Below are 20,089 nucleotides of genomic sequence, written 5' to 3'. Positions count from 1 at the left end.
TTTTCTCTTATATATTTATTAGCCTTTTAAAGTTTAGCATTATTAGCATAACTTTTATACTATTTCACGGCTTTTTAATCGTTTAGTAAAACTCGCAACATTCTTGTAATATTCACGTAAATTCTATTAAATTCTACAAAACTACATTTTATTCTACATAACAACGTTTTTAACTGCTTTACCATTAGACCCAATTTCTGTTTTGTAATGTTTTTGTAATATTTCTCGAGAACATTTACCCATTATGCCTCTGCATAATTGCGTCCAGAATCGGCTAAAAGAAGTTAAAATAAAAAAAGGTAAGGGAGCATTTCCCCTACCTCATCTTGTCGCAAATGTATTTCAATGAACAAAGATATTAATTTCCACTCCAAGTTGGCGCTTCCTATTGCCTCATAGAACGTAACGCTTGGATAGAAAGGCGTACCAAAAGTATGGCACATAAAAACAATCCCAAGTATGCAGCTGTATTTAAATAAACAGCGTATGCATCACGAATAAATTGCGAGATTGCTAAAAGTGCTACAGAAACAATGCCAAAGGTAATACCTACGAGAAGTAAGACGAAACGGGAAAACAAATTTGTAATAAAACGAGCATTATCCTCATCCGAAAAAACATCGTGATGTAAGATAATTTTTCCACTCTCTACCCGTTGAATGAGCTGGTTAACTCGTCTTGGCATTTTGCGCAATGCCGGAATAAGCATTGCTAATTCTTCTTGTAAACGTTCCTTCGTTGCCATCGGTTCTTTAAATGGCTTCAGGAAGGATGCTCGCATATATGCAGATGAAAAATCTTTTGCTTCCGTAAAAATATCAAAATTCGGGTCAATTACCCGTAAAGTCCCCTCTAATGTTACTAATGAACGCAGCGCTAAACCTACTGCTGGATAGAAAGCAAGACCAAAATCCCGAACAACCGTAAATAACGCATGTATTAATTCTTCTGTCGGAATTCGATCCACGTAAGAAATTTTCAAGAGAATTTGATCAATTGCTTGTTCTATCTTTGCACGATCTGCATGATCAGCGTTTTCAACCAATAATGTTACACCGTCAAATAAAGTATTTGAATCATTTAGATGAATCCCCATTAAAATTAGCTTTAAGCCCTCTTGTTGTGTAGCTCCCAAACGGCCAACAGCCCCAAAATCAAGGAGGATCGGTGTGCCATCCGTCTCATCAATCTGAATATTTCCTGGATGTGGATCTGCATGAAATATACCCGAAACAAGCATCTGTTCAATGAAGGAGTATAAAACAGTCCGTGCAAACTGCCTACGATTATTTCCTAATCGATTAAATTCAGCCGCAGCATTTGCAACGCTTTTCCCCCGTACATATTCCATGACAATAATATTTTCATTACAGTATTTTGTATAGATTTTAGGAATCTTCACCTTATAATCGCTTTTAGTAAGAGCATTCGTCACCTGCAATGTATTACGAGCCTCAATATCTAAATGAACTTCCTCGCGTAACCCATCGCCAAATCCTTTAGCAAGCTCTCGAAAACCAAGTGACTCAGCCCATGTAGATTTGTTTGAAAGCCAATTGGCAAATTCCTCTAAAATATCGAGATCGTCTCGCATGATTTCCTTCACGTCTGGACGTAGTAGCTTCACCACGACTTCATCAAAATTTTTCAATCGTGCCTTATGTACTTGTCCAATAGATGCTGCCGCAATAGGCTCCATTTGAAAGCTTACAAATATTTCATTCATAGGCTTCGGAAGTGAATCTTCTAAAATTTGTGATACCTGCTCTGACGATAAAGGCTTCACATTATGTTGTAGCTTCTCTAACTCGTCAATAAAAATAGGCGAAAACAGTTCCTTACGAGTAGAAAGTACCTGACCAAATTTAATAAATATCCCACCACATTGCTCCAAAGTTATCCTTAAAGCAACGGCAAGCTCCTTTTCATTTTCTCGTTGTCTTGCGTATTTAATCGTTTGAACAACACCATTTGTCACTGCTATTTTTAACACCTGACGCAAACGCTTTTGCTGCCGCCAGTAACTACGAAGGCGCAATAATAAATTTTTTTTGCCATTCCGACGATCTCTAGCTGTAATACCACTTGGATCAAAAAGCTCAAAAACGAGGTAGAGTAACATCGAAATTAGTAGCATGCAACCAATCCAAACAAGTGTACTAACCTCTGTCACTGTTTGCATCATTGGTTCGTATAAAAAATCTGTATGGCGTAAATAGGTATACCAATAAACAAAGGACGTTAGCGTCACACTAATAACTACAGAAAGAACCCTACGTATAAAATTAATATTTGAACCAATTAATCGACCACTTACAAAATAAATAAGCACTGATACAACAATGAGTTCGATTAAAAATTTCAAAAAAATCAACAGCGTCACCTCCGATGCTACTTCCTAATACTGCTAGTATAACAAAATACGACCTGTACATCTTTGTATAAAGCCAGAGAAATAGTTACTTTAATAAAGGGTGTGGTTCTATAATAGTATCTTTTTTCGGCATGAGGTCACCATCTATATCTTGAAAAAATAGAGGCAGTCCTTCCGCTAAGACAGGATGTATAACTTTCGTTGGATCTTGTCTTTGATGGTGAATATGCAAATGAGGCTCCGAGGATGAACCGCTATTTCCAACACGCCCTATGAAATCTCCAGGTTCTACAGTATCTCCAACTTCAACAGATACGCTACCTTTTTTAAAATGATTAAGTAAAAGATACGTACATGTTTCGTTTATTTTTATGTACACGTAATTTCCTTCAATCGACTTAAAATCTTCTGTCCCTGGTGTAATGTCAGCTTCATTATTTGAAACAGCAATAACAACTCCAGAAACAGGTGAGTAAATTTCTTTATTCCATATTCTGTAATCCTCATTGCTTTCACTATTAATATTATATGGTTCCATTACTAAATCGTAGGCCCATCTCTCTGATGCCCATACTGCATGAGGCAAATTATCTTTAACATCATTACCGCCCCACCCAACTACAGTTTCTGCAGTTAAAGGCCAGCTTACAGTTATAGATGGTTGGGCACGTTCAATAGTGTTCGGGTAAGCATAAGAAATAATATTCATGGTCATTAGTATTGGAAAGATTAACATTATGTTTACGACTATATTAATAAACAGCTTTACACCTTTCTGCTTTTTAATAATAAATATAATCACCATAATCAAATTAATCATCAATCCTAGCGCCCCTACGATTGGTAAAACTAATTTAAGTATTGCCCATGAATACGCTCCATATATGCCACCAATAAAAAAGACACTGATCCATAACAATAAAATAAATCCTATTAAAGCACCATTTGTGTAACCATACTTTCGCAACACTTTTTTAATAATAAACTTCCTCCTTATGTCTAAAATCCGTAATAATAATCACCATTACTAAATATAGCAATCGAAGGATAACGCGCCTATACGGCCTCAGATGTAGATTTCCATCTTTAGATAAAAAAATACCTTTAGACAAAAAATTATCTAAAGGTAAATCGAAACGTATATTATTTCTACTCGCAAGAGATGGTCCCTCATCTTAATTAGTAGAAAGTACTTGCTCCCAATTTATTGTGCCATTTTTAACTTGTTCCCGTTTTTCTTTATTCATAATATCATTAGGACGTCCGCCTTCTGGCCAATCTTTATCATGATTTGCCCATTCAGGTCGATCCTGCGATAAAATAAAGGCTGCTAAATCAGCGGCATTTTGATCTGTCAAAGTACCCTCTGCACCAACTGGCATATTATGTTTGATGTAGCCAGCCATTTTTGACATTCTCGCCATACCCGCTCCATCATTGAATGAGTTTTTACCCCATAATGCTGGGCCTGTATTAGCACCTGTACCTGAGCCATCAGCTGCGTGACAAGCAATACAAGACTGGGCATATACTTCCTCACCGTTCTTAACATCTGGTATAGGAATGTTCTTCATAGTACTTGTACCTACCCATTCACGCTCTGCCCCGATCGGTACACCTTCTGAAATATAGGCGAAGTATGAGACCATTGCTTCTAACTCTTTACTATTCATGTCAAATTTCTTACCGTTCATACTGCGAACCATACAACCGTTAATACGCTCCTCAATCGTTACAATATCACCTGAGCGTGCAATATATTGAGGATAATTCGCCATAACACCTACCAATGACGAAACTTGTTCATCATAACCCGCTCCTGCATGACAGCTTGTGCAAGACAACTGATTCCCAACATATTCTTCTGCAGCAACATGTGTATTATTTACAAGCTCATAGCCGTATAATATCGCTTCCTTCATAGGTCCATCTGGTACTTCTTCAATACTTGGCGGCGCATAGACAACTGACTGAGCAGCTGCTGTCGTTGGTATTTTTGTTTGTACAGCAACTTCTTTACTTTCTCCTTTAGCATCCCCTAAAATTTTGTCGCTAATGACCGCCCCCACAAAAAGTGTACCTACTAACAGCACTGTCCCCGCAACCCCTGCTACTATAGGTTTCATCTACAATACCCCCCTTTGTATAATCACCTATATTTTAGCAAAATGATATGTTTTTCGATGTGATTTTTCTCACATTTCACGTAAATAGAACCATTTAGAGGATATAATTACAAATTCTTTTGTTCTATAACACATTAAACAAGACTTAATACCTCATACAGTATGAATTATTTCCTAATACAAAAATGCCGAGCACAGCATTGCACCCAGCATTTTAGCGTATTCTTATAATTTACATTCACCATCAGCACAAATAGCTTCACCATCACCTACCATCTTTAAAACCGGCTGAATACCCGCTATCTCCGCCGCTTGATGTAAAGTACGTACGAAAACCTCAGTTGGCTCTGCACCTTTAATACCGTAACGATTTTCAAAAACAAAGAACGGAACACTTTGTATACCTAGCTGTTGGGCATCATATCGATCTCTATCTAAAACTTCACTGAAGTCTTTTGATGCTAGTACGCCCTTTGCCATTTCAACATCTAAGTCTAAATTTTCAATGACTTTTAACAAGAACCTATCATCGTTTAAGTCTTTTCCTTCCAAAAAATAACCACTCATAAGTTCTTCCGTATAAACCGACTCTTTACCAAAATCTCTTGTCCATTTTGCCAATCGATGGGCTTTTTCAGTATGAGCTGTTTTCATATCCTCAAAATTGTAATGCAAGCCAACCTCTTCGGCCCGTATTGCTATACCCTTAGTTATTTCCTTTACTTCTTCTATCGTGGAGTCAAATTTCGCAGTCATACCCTCATATAAAGTTGGTGCATCTTTCTTAGGCGTATCTGGTCCAATTTGATATGCTTTGTATTCAATTTCTACCTGCCCTGAATAACCTGCTAAGTCAATAGCACGCTCCAATTCTCGTTTGCCAATATAGCAGAACGGACATGTAAAATCGGAAAAAACCTCAATTTTCATTTACAACTGCCTCCTATAATATATTCATCCAAATTTTGATAGCAGTTGCCAATATAAGTACTGCTAAAATAGCCTGCAAAATTTTCGTATTTAAATTTTTCCCTGCCCTTGCACCTAATGGAGCAGCTACTAGGCTAGCTATAATCATAATGACTGCAGGATAGTAATTAACTTGTCCCGTCATCAATTTTCCAATCGTTCCACCTATTGAGGATATCAAGGTAATCGCAAGGCTTGTAGCGATTGTCATACGTGTGGGTATACCTAATACTACTAGCATTATCGGTACTAACAAGAAACCACCAGCTGCCCCGACAATCCCCGATCCAATACCAACAATAAACGCTAAAACGGCTGCTATCGGTTTATTGAACGTTACCTCATCTAAAGGCTTGTCGTCAATTTGCTTCTTAGGAATAAACATCATCACCGCGGCAATCAACGCCAATACACCATAAACGATGTTAACTCCCACTTCAGATAAAAATTTAGAACCATAACTACCAACGAAACTCCCTACTAATACGGCACCACCCATATATATAATCAGTGATTTATTTAAATAACCACCTTTTCGATATGCCCATACTCCTGCCATAGAAGCAAACAACACTTCTACTGCACTAATCCCTGACACCTCGTGTGCTGAAAATGCTGCAAAGCCAAGTAAAGGTGGGATATATAATAACATTGGATATTTAATAATTGCTCCGCCAATTCCTAGCATTCCTGATACAAACGAACCGACAAAGCCAATCAAAAATATTGTAATAATCCATGCTAAATCCATACTCTTCCTTCTTTCTGGTTACTTCACTAAGAACCAATAACAAAAGGAGGGGTGTTCTACTTTCCAATAGACAACCCCCTCCAGTCTTAAGCTTTCTGAATAAAGAATGTAATGACACCAGCGTCTTCAGTTTTATCTAAAATTGTATGACCACCGGCTTTTACCCAAGCAGGGATGTCCGCTAGCGCTCCTTTATCTGTTACTTGAACCTCTAAAACTTCCCCTGAAGCTAATGTATCTATCGCTTTTTTTGTTTTCACTATAGGCATTGGACAAGATAGACCTTTTGCATCTAGTTGTAAGTTTGATTTCATATTTTTCTCCTTTGGAACGGCAAAGGTTGTAAGCGATTTTGCCGGTTCTGTTTGTTTTTTCACGACTTTACGAAGGATGAGCGCCTTCGCTTCGCGGTATTTACATGCTATAACCATGCATGCGTACTCATTGCATTTCACTTAACGGACTATCGAACTGCGCAGCGATTCGGACCAATTTCCATCTCTGTTTGCTCATCCTGCGTCGGGGTAATCTTACCCATATTTACTTGACGAATTTCTTGATATGCATTTGGCTGTGGAGGCAAATGCTTTGTTACCACGCTTCGGAATTCTGCTTCATCTTTAATATTTAAGCCGTGATTTTCGGCAAATAATTGCCCAAGATGTTTTGCTACAGTTCCATCTTCATTTAGTTCATCAATAATCATAAAATGAGCCGGTAAAACAATTAAATCATCCGATAATTCTCTGTATCGTTTGTAAAGTGTTTCGCGTAAATCACCAACCCAATCTTCTGCAAGACCCGCTAAATCAGGGCGTCCAATTGAATCAATAAATAAAATATCTCCAGTTAATAAATACTTGTTGTCCACAACAAATGACGTTGAACCAATTGTATGACCAGGAGAATAAATCGCTCCTACATCAATTTTAGAGGCGCCAACTTGTACAGTTGTTCCATCCAGTAAAGGTGTATAGTCAAACACAACCTCTTCTGCATCTTTTGGTGGTAAATAATACGCCGCACCAGTAGTAGCTGCTATATGTCGTCCACCAGAAATATGATCAGCATGCAAATGTGTATCGAACACATATTTAATTTTTACGTTTTTCTCTTCCGCAAAGCTTGTGAATGTGTCAGTAAAACGCACAGCATCGATAATCGCAGCTTCTCCCTCAGAGATGACCATATAAGAAAGGCAACCCTTCCCTAAACGTACAAATTGATAAAGCTCACCACCATCTGTTAAATCTCCAACTTTAATCGGTTCTAAATATTCACTCCACGTTTTCATTCCACCTTCTAAATAAGCCACCGTGCGTCCCGCTTCTGATAACATCTCGGCTACCATCAGAGATGACCCTTCTTTCGCACAAACGACTAACACATCCATATCAGCTGGAATCTTCGGTAAAATATCCTCGACGCCGTCTAATAGCTCAAAATACGGAATATTAAGGTATTCAAATTTATGTCCATCAATTTTCCAATCTTCGAATGCATCCGCATTTCGAACATCTAAAATAAATAATTCTTCATTATTAATTACTTTTTTCGCTACTTGTGCTGCGCTCCATTTTAGAACTGACACTTCAGTTACCCCCTTAGGTATTGTTTTATTGATTTTTTTAGCGGAAAGGACTGTCCTCTCCGCCTGTATAGTTACAAATTAATTAGAATGTTAATGACGGTGCTGCATCTTTTGCAAACTCTAAGAATGTCACAGCTCCCCCAACCTCGATACCTTCAATAAAATCTGCTGTCGTTAAACCCATTACATCCATAGTCATTTGACACGCGATCATCTTCACACCTAATTCTTGTGCCATTTCCACCAATTGCGGAATTGCTGGTACATTAGCTTTAGCAAACCCTTCTGCAAAATGCTCCGCTCCCGCAGGCATAGGTAATGCGTGCATTCCTTGTTTATGAATTAAATTTAAACCTTCGAATGTAAAGAAGATGGCTACTTCTTTCTCTGTAGCAGCCGCTGCCGTCGCAATATTGAACACCTTATACGCATCGAAAAGACCACCGTTACTTGCAATTATCGCTACTTTATTTGACATAATAAATTCCTCCTAAATATTTTTTGTTAAATTTCCCGTCCAGGAAGTCATCCCTGGTAGAACGTTAAATACCTTTGTAAAGCCATGTGCTGTAAGCTTTTGAGCAGCTAAATCACTACGCTTCCCTGTTCGACATACGACATAAATCTCTTGTTCTTTATCAAGCTCAGAAAGACGAGCTTCTAGTTCCCCCATCGGAATAGACTTTGCTCCCTCAATATGCCCAAAAGCAAACTCCGCCTTCTCTCGAACATCGAGAATAAGACCTTCTCTTTCCATAACCTCTTCTAACTCAATTGTCTGTTCAAATGTTCTCTCATCCATTGTGTCATCTGAACATTTACGAATGTAATGTTTAAGCACACTCTCTTCTTCCACTGTCCCAATATATTGATGACCTACAGATTCAGCCCATGCAGCAATATCCGCCTTCGAACCCTTGTCTGTCGCTGAGACTTCTAAAATTTGACCATCTACTAAATCAGCCATTGCCTTTTTCGTTTTAACAATTGGCATAGGACAAGAAAGCCCCTTGGCATCCAGCTGAAAATCTGCCTTAATACTCATAACTTCCTCCTATATACCTACAAGGGTATTATTTTTACTAAAAAAATATAGCAAGCGTTACAGGTTTTACTTTACTTCACCATTCCAAGCGAGCATACCACCAACCATATTGGATACGTTGAAACCTTGGCTTTCTAAAAACTGAGTAGCACTTCCACTACGACCACCTGATCGACAGACCATAACATATGGTTCATTTTTATTTAGCTCATGCAGACGAAATTCAAGTAAGCCAAGTGGGATATGAATAATGCCCGGTATGTGACCTGCCTCAACTTCATCTACTTCACGTACGTCGATTAAATTTATTGCCTGACCTTGCTCTAAAGCTTGTTGTACTTCTTTTGTTGAAACTTCCTTCATGCTATTTTCCTCCTAATACGCACTCATGCCACCACGGACATTTGTGACACGCTCAAATCCTTGTTTTTTTAATTGCTTACACGCCTGACTACTACGCATCCCACTTTGACAAATGACCACTACCTCTTTATCTTTCGGTAATTTATCAAAACTCGAACCAAGTGGAATATTTTTAAATTGCGGGATATTTCGCCCCTTATATTCAGCCGGTGTACGCACATCGATAAAAACTTTATCCTTATCATTCAAAATATTTTTCAATTGCGCCGCCGAAATTGACTGCACCCCTTTCGTTGGCTTCATTCGCCAAACGAAAAATGCAATAACAACAGCAAGTAAAATCCATGTTCCCAAGTAACACCACCTCCTCCTGCATACTATTCAGGGTATATAAATTTATCTGCTTTTCACAACTAAATCCATCGCTTCTTGGATGGCTGTATTCACTTTTTCCGCATCCCCTTCAGCAGTCGTAACACATTCCAATAAATTTTCACTAACAATTACTCCAATAGTCCGATCAACCGCAGAACGCACGGCAGATAGCTGTGTAATCACATCTTTACAGTTTTTTTCTTCCTCCATCATGCGTAAAACACCACGCAATTGACCTTCTATTCGCTTCACTCGATTAGCTGTTTTTGTACCGTAAGCCATACTATCACGCCTCCCTTCAAAACGATCGATTGAACTTGCTTACGTGATTCATAATATACCCCATTAGGTATAATGTCAACATGAAAGCTCGAATTTTTCTTAATCATCGTTACAATGTCATTTCCCTCTTGTAGCAACGTTTTATCTCGTCAATAGACTGAGTTCCTCTATTTCAGCGGGTGTAAACACCGCTGAAATAAGTTAAAAAAAGCGAGAAATCCGACGATGCATCATCGAATTTCTCGCTTAAATAGAATTTATAGCACATTGCTATGAAGGCTTATTTCTTTTTAATAGTAATTGTCCAAGCAGCTTCGCCAACTTGTTCATACTCCGTTACCTCGTGCCCTTCTTCAGCAGCCCAACGAGGAATAGATTCTGTACCTTGTGTACAATCAAATTGCACTTCTAATTCATCGCCTGAATGTAAATCTTTTATAGCTTCTTTTGCTTCTACTAAAGGAAATGGACAAACCATCCCCATTACTTCTAATGTTTTTTTCAAATGAATACACTCCTTTTTTATGCTGTTATTACTCGCGCAGCTTGCTTAGCCTTTTTACTTGGTCGAACGAATACAAAGTAAGATGCTGTCCATGTACCTAAAATCATAAACCCTAATGAAATCCAACCTTGCCAAGTCATCATCGCTGTCATCACCAATCCATTACCAATTGAGCAACCTCCTGCTAAACCTGCGCCGAACCCCATCATAAGTCCACCACATAAGCTGTTTATCGCTGTTTTTGTATCTGGAATACGGAATCTAAATTCGCCACTCATTTTTGCTGCGAATAATGATCCTAAGAAAATTCCTAGTACAAGGAAAACACCCCAGTTGATGAAGCTAATTTGTCCTGTCACTAAAAATTGCAAAATATTAGCAGAAGGTGTTGTAACACCTAACCCACCTATGCGACCAGTAGCAACACTTAATGGCCACGCTAAAGTTGCAATTACGCCAATAATTGTTGCAGTTATAAATGGATGCCAACGTTTTTCAAATAAAATATGTGCTAATCCCGTTTTTTTCGGCTTTAACCCTGGGATTTTCAATCGTGGCTTCTTGAGCTCACGGTAAATGATCAATGCAACAACTACTACAAAAATCGTAATAATCAACCAGTTGTTTACGCCAATTGTCTCGGCAATAGAATTACTTTCAATGCTCGTTTCTTTAATAGCCTTATCTAATGGCAGCAATACACCTGATTTCATCATTGCTGCTACAAGCATATACCCAGCTAATGCAATCCAACTGCCAATTAAACCTTCTCCAGCACGATACCAAGTCCCTGTTGCACAACCACCAGCGAAAATAATGCCAATCCCAAAAATAAATGAACCAACAATAACAGCTACTATTGGTAAAGAACCAGCACTGAATTCAAATACCTTTAAACTAATTAAGGTATATACACCAACACTTTGAATTGCTATCGCAATCAGTAATGCGTAAAACATACGATTATCTTTTGTCAAATACATATCGCGGAAGCCGCCAGTCAAGCAAAAACGACCACGCTGCATTACAAATCCTAGTAAAGCTCCACAAATAAGTCCTGTAATAACCATTTGGACCATCCATAATTCCCCTTTCGATATCCAAGTATTCTTATAAGGTATATTACCACCTGTTTTACTACGAATTCAATCACTTTTTTAAAAAAAATGAAAAATCTAATAACTCTTTCAAACCTACGCACTCAAAAACCCTTGCTACAAGTGCAAATAACTGCTTCTTATAACAAGGGTTCATTTATTTTGTTAATTGCATGGCTGGACCAAAGAATTCATAATGAATTTTTTCGTCTTTCATGCCAATCTCATGTGAATTTTTGATTTCTTTGTAAAGGTTTCTTATAGATTGTTTTCGTTTTTTTCGCAGTATGATTTCAAAGGAATTGTACGCTCTGCACAAATAAAAACATACTTTATAACACCCCCTATTTTTTATTTAACCTATAGAATTACAATGTTTTAATGGTTAAAAATACTGTGATTTAGTTTTGTGCTAACATGTTTATGAAATTCCGGTAATTCCTTTAACGGTTCTTTAAATGTAATTAGTACCTTTTCAATACCGATGCTACTTAATTCTTGTAATTTAGCAATTACTTCATCATAACTACCGATTAACCCTGTACGAAAACCTTCATTATTAGCTACAAAATCACTTAACTGAGTGGCATTTTTCCACATCCCTAACGTTTCTTTGCGATTCTGGAACTGCAGGATTGCTTCTTCATCTGCATGGTCAATAATAGATTGAAATTCTCGGAACGCTTCTTCAGAAGTTTTACGGGCAATCACAAATGCATTAACAGCAAATTTTATCGTCCGCCCCTTTCTTTTCGCAATCTCAGTTACATTTTCAATCTGTTTTTGCAACTCTACAATCGGAGCTCCGTTCATAAAATAAACATCACTGTGCACGCCTGCCATAACTTGAGCGTCTTCTGAATTACCACCTTGATAAATTGAAGGATATGGCTTTTGAATTGGTTTTGGTGTAAGCGTAGCATTTTTTATTGTATAGAAATCGCCCTCATAGCTAAAGTTGTCTTGTGACCAAAGACCTTTCAATACCTCTAAATACTCTGTTGAACGTCGATACCGATCTTCATGGTTGATCCACTCAATACCAAAGGTTTCTTGCTCTTTTTTAAACCAACCACTCACTAAATTAATATGAAATCTCCCATTTGAAATGACGTCTATTGTTGAACCTATTTTAGCTAAAGTTGCTGGATGGATGAACCCAGGCAAAACAGCTGCTATAAAGTGAATATTTTTCGTTTCAGCAAATAACGCTGCCGCAATCGTTAGGGCATCCAGCTGCCCTTCTTCAGCACTATCATTACCACCAATATTACCCATATATCGAATTGGAAATAAAACAGCATTTATATCTAACTTTTCAGCCAATTTTATCAATGTTTTATTGTACTCAAAGCTTCCTTCTGTATTTTGCTCTATCCTAGAACGTAAAAATCCACCTGCTAAATTTGAGCCCCAAATAACAAATTCCATTCAATGATCACTCCATTTACTCAAATAATGGCAATACCTTTTCTCCGAAAATTTCCGCTTCCTCTTTATGAGGGAAGCCTGATAAAATAAAGTGCCTTACGCCGATATCAATATACGCTTGCAACCCTGCTTTTACTTGCTCCGGTGTACCAACAATGGCGGTTCCTGCACCTTTTCGAATTTTCCCGATACCTGCCCAACTGTATTGATCAAATCGCTCGTTTTCAGCAGTAAGGACATTCATTCTTTTTTGAGCCACTGAATCTACCGTTTCATAATATCGATTAAGATTCGATTGTACAGGGTTTTCAATTTTACTAATAATGTTATAAGCAGCATCCCAAGCCTCTTGTTCTGTATCCCGTACAACTATATGAATTCGAATACCGTACTCTAATTGACGATTATACTTTTTAGCTCGTCTTTCAACATCTTGAATTTGTTCCTGAATGCTCGCAATTGGCTCCCCCCATTGCAAATAAACATCTGCAGCTTTAGCAGCTATTTCCTTAGCCACATCGGAAGAACCTCCAAAATAAATAGGAATACCTTTTTCTTGATAGAGAGTAGGAATCAACTTTCCTTCAGTTACATTAAAAAACTCGCCATCATGATGAAACGATTCTCCTCGCCATGTTTCTTTCACTACAGTTAAAAATTCATCTGTACGTTCATAGCGTTGTTGGTGTGATAAATAGTCACCGTCTTGTGCTAGCTCTTTTTCTGAACCGCCCGTTACAACATTGACCAACACTCTCCCCTTCGAAAATTGATCTAAAGTTGCTGCCATTTTAGATGCAACTGTCGGTGAAACAAAGCCGGGTCTAAATGCAATTAACGGTTTTATATGCTTTGTCTGATGAATGATCGCAGACCCTACAAGCCAAGAATCTAAATAAGGAATACCTGTTGGAATCAAAATCCCTTCAAATCCTGCTTTTTCTGCCGTTTGAGCTACATCTACTAAATACTCAAAGGTCGGCTCTCTTTCAGGTTGCTTTAACCCTAAATACCTTCCGTCTCCATTTGTAGGAGCAAACCAATAAAAATGTGGTTTCATAGTTCTCTCTCCTTACCTAATTAAATTCTTCCACTAGCTTTAACAATCGATCCTTTTCACTGTAATTTTGATATTGCGCTGCAAAGGTACGAACAGGATCACCTGAATAAAAACGTTCATATAATTCGTGACGCGCTCCAAGTTGACTACCTATTAAATCCCAAGCTAGTTTAATAAATTTGGTTCTTGCAAATGCACTTGTATGTGTACCTCCATAATACGACTGTATCTTGTCGCCTATTGGCCCATTGATTTCTTCAATAGTAGACGGCACTTGCAGTAATCCGCTTGCTCCAATTTGCTGTAATATTTCCAAAGCACGTGGATAATAACGTGTACCTAAATTTCGGGCAGTCGTTAAAAATCGTTGTTTAGGTAGATAAATTCCATTGTGTTCGATAGCTTCATATTCAGCCGCATTTAATAAGCCCTTTATAGTTTCTAACTGTATGATTAACTCACTCAACTTCTCTTTTACATGTAAAAACTCCGTCGCTCCAGCTGTTTCCGCTAGTTCGTTGCCAATTGAGACGACCGATTCTAATTTACTAATCAGGCGTACAACCGTTTGATGCTGACTTAACAAGGATGATGCCGTTTCTATTCGTAACTTCCAAGCTAATTCAGGATCTTCTGCTACCAACACCCTTTCCCAAGGGATTAGAACATTATCAAAAATTAAGACAGCATCCATTTCATCAAAACGAGAGCTTAAAGGATGGTTGTTTGTATCAGTTGAAGCAAACGATTCTCGACATACCATATGTAGCCCTTGAGCTGAGGTTGGAACATAAAATACATTTGCCATTAGTGCTTCCTCTAACCCTCGCTTATGATAAGAGGTTATGAGCAGTTCATCTACATATGGTGCTGCTGTAGCAATTGTTTTGGCACCACTCACAAAAATGCCTTCTTCATTTTTAGTAACTACACGTAATTTCCCGTGCTCTATCTCTTCAGCAGATTTTGAACGGTTTTTTTGCGGGTCATGTGCAGCTACCGTTGATAATAAATCTAAATCACGCGACTCTTCGTATAGTTTTTCAAGCTTTGTTGCAATGCCCGGTGTCAAAACATCTAATTGTTGTCTACTTGCATACCAACCTACTAACTGCGAACGAGAATATTCGGATAAACGGCTCATTACGCCAAATGTTTCATCTACCCAGCATTTATAAGCTAAACTTTTCCTTTTCAAATCATTGATTGATGTTGGAACTAAAAAAGATAAATGGGCATTTGTACCTTTTTCCGTTTCATACGTTAAAATCGATTTTGTCGGCTCCACTGTTTGTAAATTTAATAAATGCTGTATTGTTTGAACAGTCCCTTTAAAGGCGTTATGGTTTTCTAAATTATTAACAATCTCCCCATCTAACCAAACTGTTCGCCCATTATTCAACCTCTGCAAATACGGAATCGGCGTATTCATCTTCGTTTACCTCCCCTTCAATCAAATTACTCAAAAAATGATTTAGCTTATTTTTCAAATAGGACTTATCATAAGTTTCATACTGCAATGCATAAACGCGAATTGGATCCCCTGTATAAAACCGTTCGTATAAATCATGACGTGAGCCGAGTTGACTACCAATAAGCTCCCACCCAATTCTAAATAACTTTTCTTTTGTTTGTGCATCCACCTTTGCCCCTTTATAGTATTTAGAAAATAACGGGTATAGCTCATGATTTTCTGGGATCGGAGATGACGATAATTGAATAAAGCCTCCTGCTCCAATCTGCTTTAAAATATCTAGAGCACGGCCATAGAAATGGGTACCTAAATTTCTTGCTGTTTGGAGTGGCGTAATATTAGGTAAATAAACTTTCTGCTCATTTAGATGCCCTTCTTTTTCAGATGAAATTAATAAAGCTTCAATACTATCAATTTGTGTATAAAGCTCCCCTATTTTTTCTTGAACATGTAGAAAGTAATCTGCACCAATTGATTGAGCTATTGCTGTTGTAACTCCAGCAATAAATTCTAATTTTGATAGTAAACGAACCACCGTTTGATGCTGTGCTAGCGCATCGATTTGCTGATGCTGATGAGCTTTCAACACGCCCTCAGGTGAACCTTTAATAAGCACCCTATCCCACGGAATTAAAACATCGTCAAATAATAAAACAGCGTCCATTTCATCGAATCTTGAACTTAATTTATGATGTTCTTTATTTGAAGCAAATGATTCTCGACAAACAATTTGTAGTCCAGGTAAGTTTAATGGCACAATAAACATATTTGCTTGTGCTATTTGATTTGATGATAATTTTTGCGGAGAGGTAACAATGACATCATGTGCATACGGAGCACCAGTTGCAATCATTTTAGCCCCTCGTACAACTACCCCCTCCTCGGTCTCCCGTATAATACGTAATAATGCATCTTCACCTTGCTCTTCTGCTAGTTTCGAACGATCAATTTGAGGATCCAAAATTGCAGTAGTCACAATTCGCCGTTCATCTCTAGCTAACTCATAATATTTCGTTATTTTTTCAACAAATTCAACATCATATTGCGCAAACTGATGACGATCCAAATAGTATCCGGTAATTAGAGAATTAGCATAATCTGATAAACGACTCATCACTCCATAGGTTTTATTCGACCATAGAGCAAATGCTTTTTTACGCTTTATTAAATCCTCATAGCTACGTGGAATATAAAATGCACTATGAACAAATCGATTACTTTTCGGACTTTTAAAGCCTGCAATGCTTTGATTCTTCTCATCATCTAGAAGTGCTATTAAATTTGTGATAGTTTCTAATGTTCCCGTAAAGGCAGGATGAGTTGTTACGTCCACTTTTACTCCGTCCAGCCACACACTTCTTCCATCTTTCAAACTTCCACTAAAAGACATTTATTTCTCCAACTCCTTTTCATGAACACAAAAAACTCCCACCAAATCTCCTTCGCAAATCTTCGCTTAAGACATCAATGAGAGCTCCATTTTTATGGTCACTATGAATATTTTTTTAGGCAAAAAACAAAATCGGAGCTTTTAGTTCTAAAACTAAAGCTCCGATTTTTTCAGTCGCCACATTATATAAATTAATTTACATATTAAACCAAACAAAACCAATAAGTCAAGTATACTTTTAAAATTAATTGATCAATTTACCGCGGCTAAATTGCGTCCGCCGCATTCATCTCACCACCTATAGAAGTGGGAGACTTCTGTTACCTGTCTCTTCGCTTTCGCTACCAAAACACTTACTGAAAGAAGTTAAAAACTTATTGATTTATAAAAAAGCGTTTGCTATAATCCTACTAATCCAATTGGTATTAAAATAATTACTGACCGGAATCACCGGAGGCGTGTAAACAATTGTCGTTTACGCGTTTTTTTATTGCTTATATCTAGTAGTCAGTGTCAATATTACTTTTTTAGATAATGGAGGATAAAAAAAATGAAACAATTTCTTTTCCTTTTAAGTACTATGCTATTGATATCAGTGTTAGCAGCTTGTAATTCAAACGGGACTGCACAAGATACATCAAATAAAACAATTAAAATAGGTTTTACACCCGGTCCATACAGCGACCAATTTCAACTTGGCATTGCACCGATACTAAAAGAAAAAGGATACACAATTGAAACAATTGAATTCAGTAATATTATCCAGCCTAATATCGCTTTAGGTGATGGCTCAATTGATGCTAATATTTTTCAACACACAGCCTATTTGGAAAACTTTAAAAAAGAGAAGCATTTAGATTTGACAGAAATACTTAAAGTTCCTACTGCACCAATGGGGGTCTGTTCAGATCGTTTTGATTCTATCGACAGTTTAGAAAAAAATAAAGAATATACAGTAGCAATTCCTAATGATCCAGCTAATATTGCACGTGCTCTACGAATCTTAGACGATCTTGGATGGATTGAACTAAAAGAAGGTTATTCACCCACTACAGTGAGTAAACAAGATATCACTAAATATGTATACACTATTGATTTCGTCGAAATGGAGCAAGCACAATTGCCACGTTCACTGTCTGACGTAGATTTTGCACTTGTAAATGGTAACTTTATTTTGTCATCTGGAAGAAAACTATCATCGAACTTAGCATTAGAGAACCCAACTTTCGAATACCAAAACCTATTAGCAGTTCGCACTGAGGATAAAGATAAAAAATTTGTAAAGGATTTAATTGAAGCATATCATTCTGCAGATTTTCAGAAATTTATTGAATCCAATAAAGACTACGAAGGATTTCATCGACCAGATTATTTTAAAAACTAATTCTTTATGAAATTAAAAAGATGACGTGCTTTTAAATAAAAGCACGTCACCTATAATTTTGAAAATTTTATTTTACTAATTGCATGGCTGGACCAAAGAATTCATAATGAATTTTTTCGTCTTTCACGCCAATCTCATGTAAATTTTTAATGACCGCTTCCATAAAGCCAGCAGGTCCACATACGTAAACATCTGCATTGTTGGCTACTTTTTCAGCTAAAAATTCTTTTGTTATTTTCTTATCTTCATCCGAATATAACGCTGTATATGTTGCATTTGGAAGCACATTTACTTTCTTTTGAATGTCATCGCTAAATGCTACAACTTTTTCATTGCGCGCACATTGAATAAAGCTCACTTCATTTGCCGCATCATCTTTTAGTGATTGCAGCATACTGTTTAATGGTGTTACCCCGATACCACCGCTTACAAATGTAATTGGAGCAGAAGTTTCTTCTAAAACAAATAGTCCTGCTGGAGCACTTACATCCACTAAATCTCCGACTTCTAATACGTCGTGAATAAAGTTAGATACTTTACCATTTGGCGTATGATCGCTTTCACGTTTTACAGAAATACGATAGCCGTCTTCTGTACTTGCTTGTGAAAGTGTATATTGACGGTTCATTAAATACTCTTCACCTGGTACTTTCACACGAATACTGATATATTGACCTGGCTCATAAGCTGGTAGAGGGGAACCATCTTCATTTTCAAAGTAGATAGATGTAACAAGATCACTTTCTACTACTTTTTTCGCTACTTTCAACGGTTTAAATAAGCGCCATCCGCCATTACCCTCAGCTTTTTGATATAGCTCTTCTTCTACTTGAATGAAGATATCTGCAATGACGCCATATGCTTCAGCCCATGCATTAATGATATCATCTGTTGCTGCATCACCAAGCACTTCTTTAATCGCTTTTAGTAAGTTTTCTCCTACTATTGGATAATGCTCAGGTAAAATTCCTAGACTACGGTGTTTATGAGCAATTAACATCACCGCTGGTAAAATAGCTTCTAAATTTTCAATATGAACTGCCGCAGCATAAACTGTGTTTGCTAATGCTGTTTGCTGACGACCTTTTTCTTGATTTGTATGGTTAAAAATATTTAATAATTCTGGATGAGCTTGGAACAAATTTTTATAAAATGTTTTAGTAATTTCCACTCCGTGAACTTCTAATACAGGAACTGTTGCTTTAATAATTTGTACTGTTTCTTGTTTTAACATATCGCTTACCACCCTTTCGTGATTACAATATAACGCTCTCACTTTTTAAAAGCAATATATGAAATACATCTTTAACAAAATGGACATAATTAATGTATTTTAAATACATCTTTAAAAAAGTATTGAATTTATAATACTTCAAGGTAAAAATGCTATAATTATTTTGAACTATAGAAAGTAGGGTGTTCTTATGCGCTTAACTTTATACACAGATTATTCCCTCCGAACACTCATATATTTGGGTGCGAAGGAAGATGGCCAATTATCAACTATCCAAGAAATTTCAGATGCTTATAATATATCGAAAAACCATTTAATGAAGGTGACACACCAACTTGGATTATTGGGCTATATTGAAACGATTCGAGGGCGTGGCGGAGGAATTCGCCTAGCAATTGATCCAAAGACCATTACAATTGGTGAAATAGTACGTCATACAGAAGAGGATTTTCATCTTGTCGAATGCTTTGACAAAGAAAATAATCTATGTAAAATTGCTCCGGAATGCCAGCTAAAAGGCGTATTATACGAAGCATTACAGGCCTATTTAACCGTCTTAGATCGCTATACTCTAGATGACTTTTTACATTCAAAAGAAAAGTTGATGGCACTGTTGCTTGGCGATTAAAAATACCCGC

The 20,089-nt window shown here is 37.3% G+C and carries 21 protein-coding genes; 2 read left to right on the top strand and 19 right to left on the bottom strand.

All coding sequences use genetic code 11. From position 1 onward, the window contains the following. Window positions 1–385: 385 nt before the first annotated feature. The 18 genes from ACIQ7T_RS10250 to ACIQ7T_RS10165 all read right to left on the bottom strand — a co-directional run bounded on the left by ACIQ7T_RS10250 (window position 386) and on the right by ACIQ7T_RS10165 (window position 16,833). A complete protein-coding gene (locus ACIQ7T_RS10250) occupies window positions 386–2,374 on the bottom strand; it encodes an ABC1 kinase family protein (RefSeq protein WP_370077053.1) in 1,989 nt (662 codons plus the stop codon). A gap of 85 nt (window positions 2,375–2,459) precedes the next feature. Next, window positions 2,460–3,344, bottom strand: coding sequence for a M23 family metallopeptidase (locus tag ACIQ7T_RS10245; RefSeq protein ID WP_402870106.1), 885 nt, complete (start codon window positions 3,342–3,344; stop codon window positions 2,460–2,462). Between the two features lie 205 nt (window positions 3,345–3,549). Next, complete coding sequence (locus ACIQ7T_RS10240) at window positions 3,550–4,500, bottom strand: c-type cytochrome (RefSeq protein ID WP_370077057.1); 951 nt, start codon at window positions 4,498–4,500, stop codon at window positions 3,550–3,552. A 225-nt stretch (window positions 4,501–4,725) separates the two neighbouring features. Beyond that, the gene (locus ACIQ7T_RS10235; protein WP_402870103.1) at window positions 4,726–5,430 is read right to left on the bottom strand and encodes a DsbA family oxidoreductase; all 705 of its coding nucleotides are present in this window, start codon (window positions 5,428–5,430) and stop codon (window positions 4,726–4,728) included. 13 nt (window positions 5,431–5,443) lie between these two features. Next, the gene (locus tag ACIQ7T_RS10230) at window positions 5,444–6,220 is read right to left on the bottom strand and encodes a sulfite exporter TauE/SafE family protein (protein ID WP_402870100.1); all 777 of its coding nucleotides are present in this window, start codon (window positions 6,218–6,220) and stop codon (window positions 5,444–5,446) included. Between the two features lie 86 nt (window positions 6,221–6,306). Further along, on the bottom strand, window positions 6,307–6,534 hold the full coding sequence (locus ACIQ7T_RS10225) for a sulfurtransferase TusA family protein (protein ID WP_402870236.1): 228 nt from the start codon (window positions 6,532–6,534) through the stop codon (window positions 6,307–6,309). A 149-nt stretch (window positions 6,535–6,683) separates the two neighbouring features. After that, window positions 6,684–7,811 (bottom strand): MBL fold metallo-hydrolase, encoded by a 1,128-nt coding sequence (locus ACIQ7T_RS10220; RefSeq protein ID WP_402870097.1) that lies wholly within the window; start codon window positions 7,809–7,811, stop codon window positions 6,684–6,686. Between the two features lie 82 nt (window positions 7,812–7,893). After that, window positions 7,894–8,289 (bottom strand): DsrE/DsrF/DrsH-like family protein, encoded by a 396-nt coding sequence (locus ACIQ7T_RS10215; protein ID WP_370077063.1) that lies wholly within the window; start codon window positions 8,287–8,289, stop codon window positions 7,894–7,896. 12 nt (window positions 8,290–8,301) lie between these two features. Further along, a complete protein-coding gene (locus ACIQ7T_RS10210) occupies window positions 8,302–8,856 on the bottom strand; it encodes a sulfurtransferase TusA family protein (RefSeq protein WP_370077065.1) in 555 nt (184 codons plus the stop codon). A 66-nt stretch (window positions 8,857–8,922) separates the two neighbouring features. Next, window positions 8,923–9,219 carry a rhodanese-like domain-containing protein gene (locus ACIQ7T_RS10205; RefSeq protein ID WP_370077067.1) on the bottom strand — a complete coding sequence of 99 codons (297 nt, stop codon included), beginning with the start codon at window positions 9,217–9,219 and terminating at the stop codon, window positions 8,923–8,925. A gap of 12 nt (window positions 9,220–9,231) precedes the next feature. Then, window positions 9,232–9,573 (bottom strand): rhodanese-like domain-containing protein, encoded by a 342-nt coding sequence (locus ACIQ7T_RS10200; protein ID WP_370077069.1) that lies wholly within the window; start codon window positions 9,571–9,573, stop codon window positions 9,232–9,234. A gap of 42 nt (window positions 9,574–9,615) precedes the next feature. After that, the gene (locus tag ACIQ7T_RS10195; protein ID WP_249074807.1) at window positions 9,616–9,876 is read right to left on the bottom strand and encodes a metal-sensitive transcriptional regulator; all 261 of its coding nucleotides are present in this window, start codon (window positions 9,874–9,876) and stop codon (window positions 9,616–9,618) included. Between the two features lie 280 nt (window positions 9,877–10,156). Next, window positions 10,157–10,381 (bottom strand): sulfurtransferase TusA family protein, encoded by a 225-nt coding sequence (locus ACIQ7T_RS10190; RefSeq protein ID WP_132361421.1) that lies wholly within the window; start codon window positions 10,379–10,381, stop codon window positions 10,157–10,159. Window positions 10,382–10,398: 17 nt separating this feature from the next. Next, window positions 10,399–11,460 carry a YeeE/YedE thiosulfate transporter family protein gene (locus ACIQ7T_RS10185; protein ID WP_370077072.1) on the bottom strand — a complete coding sequence of 354 codons (1,062 nt, stop codon included), beginning with the start codon at window positions 11,458–11,460 and terminating at the stop codon, window positions 10,399–10,401. A gap of 396 nt (window positions 11,461–11,856) precedes the next feature. Next, window positions 11,857–12,909 carry an LLM class flavin-dependent oxidoreductase gene (locus ACIQ7T_RS10180; RefSeq protein ID WP_249074810.1) on the bottom strand — a complete coding sequence of 351 codons (1,053 nt, stop codon included), beginning with the start codon at window positions 12,907–12,909 and terminating at the stop codon, window positions 11,857–11,859. 16 nt (window positions 12,910–12,925) lie between these two features. Further along, window positions 12,926–13,969 carry an LLM class flavin-dependent oxidoreductase gene (locus ACIQ7T_RS10175; protein ID WP_402870088.1) on the bottom strand — a complete coding sequence of 348 codons (1,044 nt, stop codon included), beginning with the start codon at window positions 13,967–13,969 and terminating at the stop codon, window positions 12,926–12,928. Between the two features lie 16 nt (window positions 13,970–13,985). Beyond that, the gene (locus tag ACIQ7T_RS10170; protein WP_370077076.1) at window positions 13,986–15,401 is read right to left on the bottom strand and encodes a 4-hydroxyphenylacetate 3-hydroxylase N-terminal domain-containing protein; all 1,416 of its coding nucleotides are present in this window, start codon (window positions 15,399–15,401) and stop codon (window positions 13,986–13,988) included. Beyond that, a complete protein-coding gene (locus ACIQ7T_RS10165; RefSeq protein ID WP_370077078.1) occupies window positions 15,364–16,833 on the bottom strand; it encodes a 4-hydroxyphenylacetate 3-hydroxylase family protein in 1,470 nt (489 codons plus the stop codon). The genes ACIQ7T_RS10170 and ACIQ7T_RS10165 overlap by 38 nt, the downstream gene beginning before the upstream one ends. 550 nt (window positions 16,834–17,383) lie before the next feature. On the opposite strand from ACIQ7T_RS10165, the gene ACIQ7T_RS10160 reads away from it, so the two are divergent. Next, a complete protein-coding gene (locus ACIQ7T_RS10160) occupies window positions 17,384–18,217 on the top strand; it encodes a MetQ/NlpA family ABC transporter substrate-binding protein (protein ID WP_402870083.1) in 834 nt (277 codons plus the stop codon). A 67-nt stretch (window positions 18,218–18,284) separates the two neighbouring features. On the opposite strand, the gene hmpA is transcribed toward ACIQ7T_RS10160, so the two are convergent. Then, entirely contained in the window at window positions 18,285–19,451 is a 1,167-nt protein-coding gene (gene hmpA, locus ACIQ7T_RS10155; RefSeq protein WP_370077082.1) for an NO-inducible flavohemoprotein, read from the bottom strand. 190 nt (window positions 19,452–19,641) lie between these two features. Here hmpA and ACIQ7T_RS10150 point away from each other — a divergent pair, with 190 nt between their 5' ends. Beyond that, window positions 19,642–20,079 carry an Rrf2 family transcriptional regulator gene (locus ACIQ7T_RS10150; protein WP_370077083.1) on the top strand — a complete coding sequence of 146 codons (438 nt, stop codon included), beginning with the start codon at window positions 19,642–19,644 and terminating at the stop codon, window positions 20,077–20,079. Window positions 20,080–20,089 lie beyond the last annotated feature (10 nt).

Origin of the sequence: Lysinibacillus sp. NPDC096212 (assembly GCF_044763105.1) — a bacterium.
Classification (GTDB): Bacteria; Bacillota; Bacilli; order Bacillales_A; family Planococcaceae; genus Lysinibacillus.
This window is presented reverse-complemented; position numbering and strand designations above follow the sequence as displayed.

Coding starts and splice junctions, on each gene's coding strand:
- ACIQ7T_RS10240 (WP_370077057.1), bottom strand. CDS start 4,500: ATGAAACCTATAGTAGCAGGGGTTGCGGGGACAGTGCTGTTAGTAGGT.
- ACIQ7T_RS10235 (WP_402870103.1), bottom strand. CDS start 5,430: ATGAAAATTGAGGTTTTTTCCGATTTTACATGTCCGTTCTGCTATATT.
- ACIQ7T_RS10230 (WP_402870100.1), bottom strand. CDS start 6,220: ATGGATTTAGCATGGATTATTACAATATTTTTGATTGGCTTTGTCGGT.
- ACIQ7T_RS10225 (WP_402870236.1), bottom strand. CDS start 6,534: ATGAAATCAAACTTACAACTAGATGCAAAAGGTCTATCTTGTCCAATG.
- ACIQ7T_RS10215 (WP_370077063.1), bottom strand. CDS start 8,289: ATGTCAAATAAAGTAGCGATAATTGCAAGTAACGGTGGTCTTTTCGAT.
- ACIQ7T_RS10210 (WP_370077065.1), bottom strand. CDS start 8,856: ATGAGTATTAAGGCAGATTTTCAGCTGGATGCCAAGGGGCTTTCTTGT.
- ACIQ7T_RS10205 (WP_370077067.1), bottom strand. CDS start 9,219: ATGAAGGAAGTTTCAACAAAAGAAGTACAACAAGCTTTAGAGCAAGGT.
- ACIQ7T_RS10195 (WP_249074807.1), bottom strand. CDS start 9,876: ATGGCTTACGGTACAAAAACAGCTAATCGAGTGAAGCGAATAGAAGGT.
- ACIQ7T_RS10185 (WP_370077072.1), bottom strand. CDS start 11,460: ATGGTCCAAATGGTTATTACAGGACTTATTTGTGGAGCTTTACTAGGA.
- ACIQ7T_RS10180 (WP_249074810.1), bottom strand. CDS start 12,909: ATGGAATTTGTTATTTGGGGCTCAAATTTAGCAGGTGGATTTTTACGT.
- ACIQ7T_RS10175 (WP_402870088.1), bottom strand. CDS start 13,969: ATGAAACCACATTTTTATTGGTTTGCTCCTACAAATGGAGACGGAAGG.
- ACIQ7T_RS10170 (WP_370077076.1), bottom strand. CDS start 15,401: ATGAATACGCCGATTCCGTATTTGCAGAGGTTGAATAATGGGCGAACA.
- ACIQ7T_RS10165 (WP_370077078.1), bottom strand. CDS start 16,833: ATGTCTTTTAGTGGAAGTTTGAAAGATGGAAGAAGTGTGTGGCTGGAC.
- ACIQ7T_RS10160 (WP_402870083.1), top strand. CDS start 17,384: ATGAAACAATTTCTTTTCCTTTTAAGTACTATGCTATTGATATCAGTG.
- hmpA (WP_370077082.1), bottom strand. CDS start 19,451: ATGTTAAAACAAGAAACAGTACAAATTATTAAAGCAACAGTTCCTGTA.
- ACIQ7T_RS10150 (WP_370077083.1), top strand. CDS start 19,642: ATGCGCTTAACTTTATACACAGATTATTCCCTCCGAACACTCATATAT.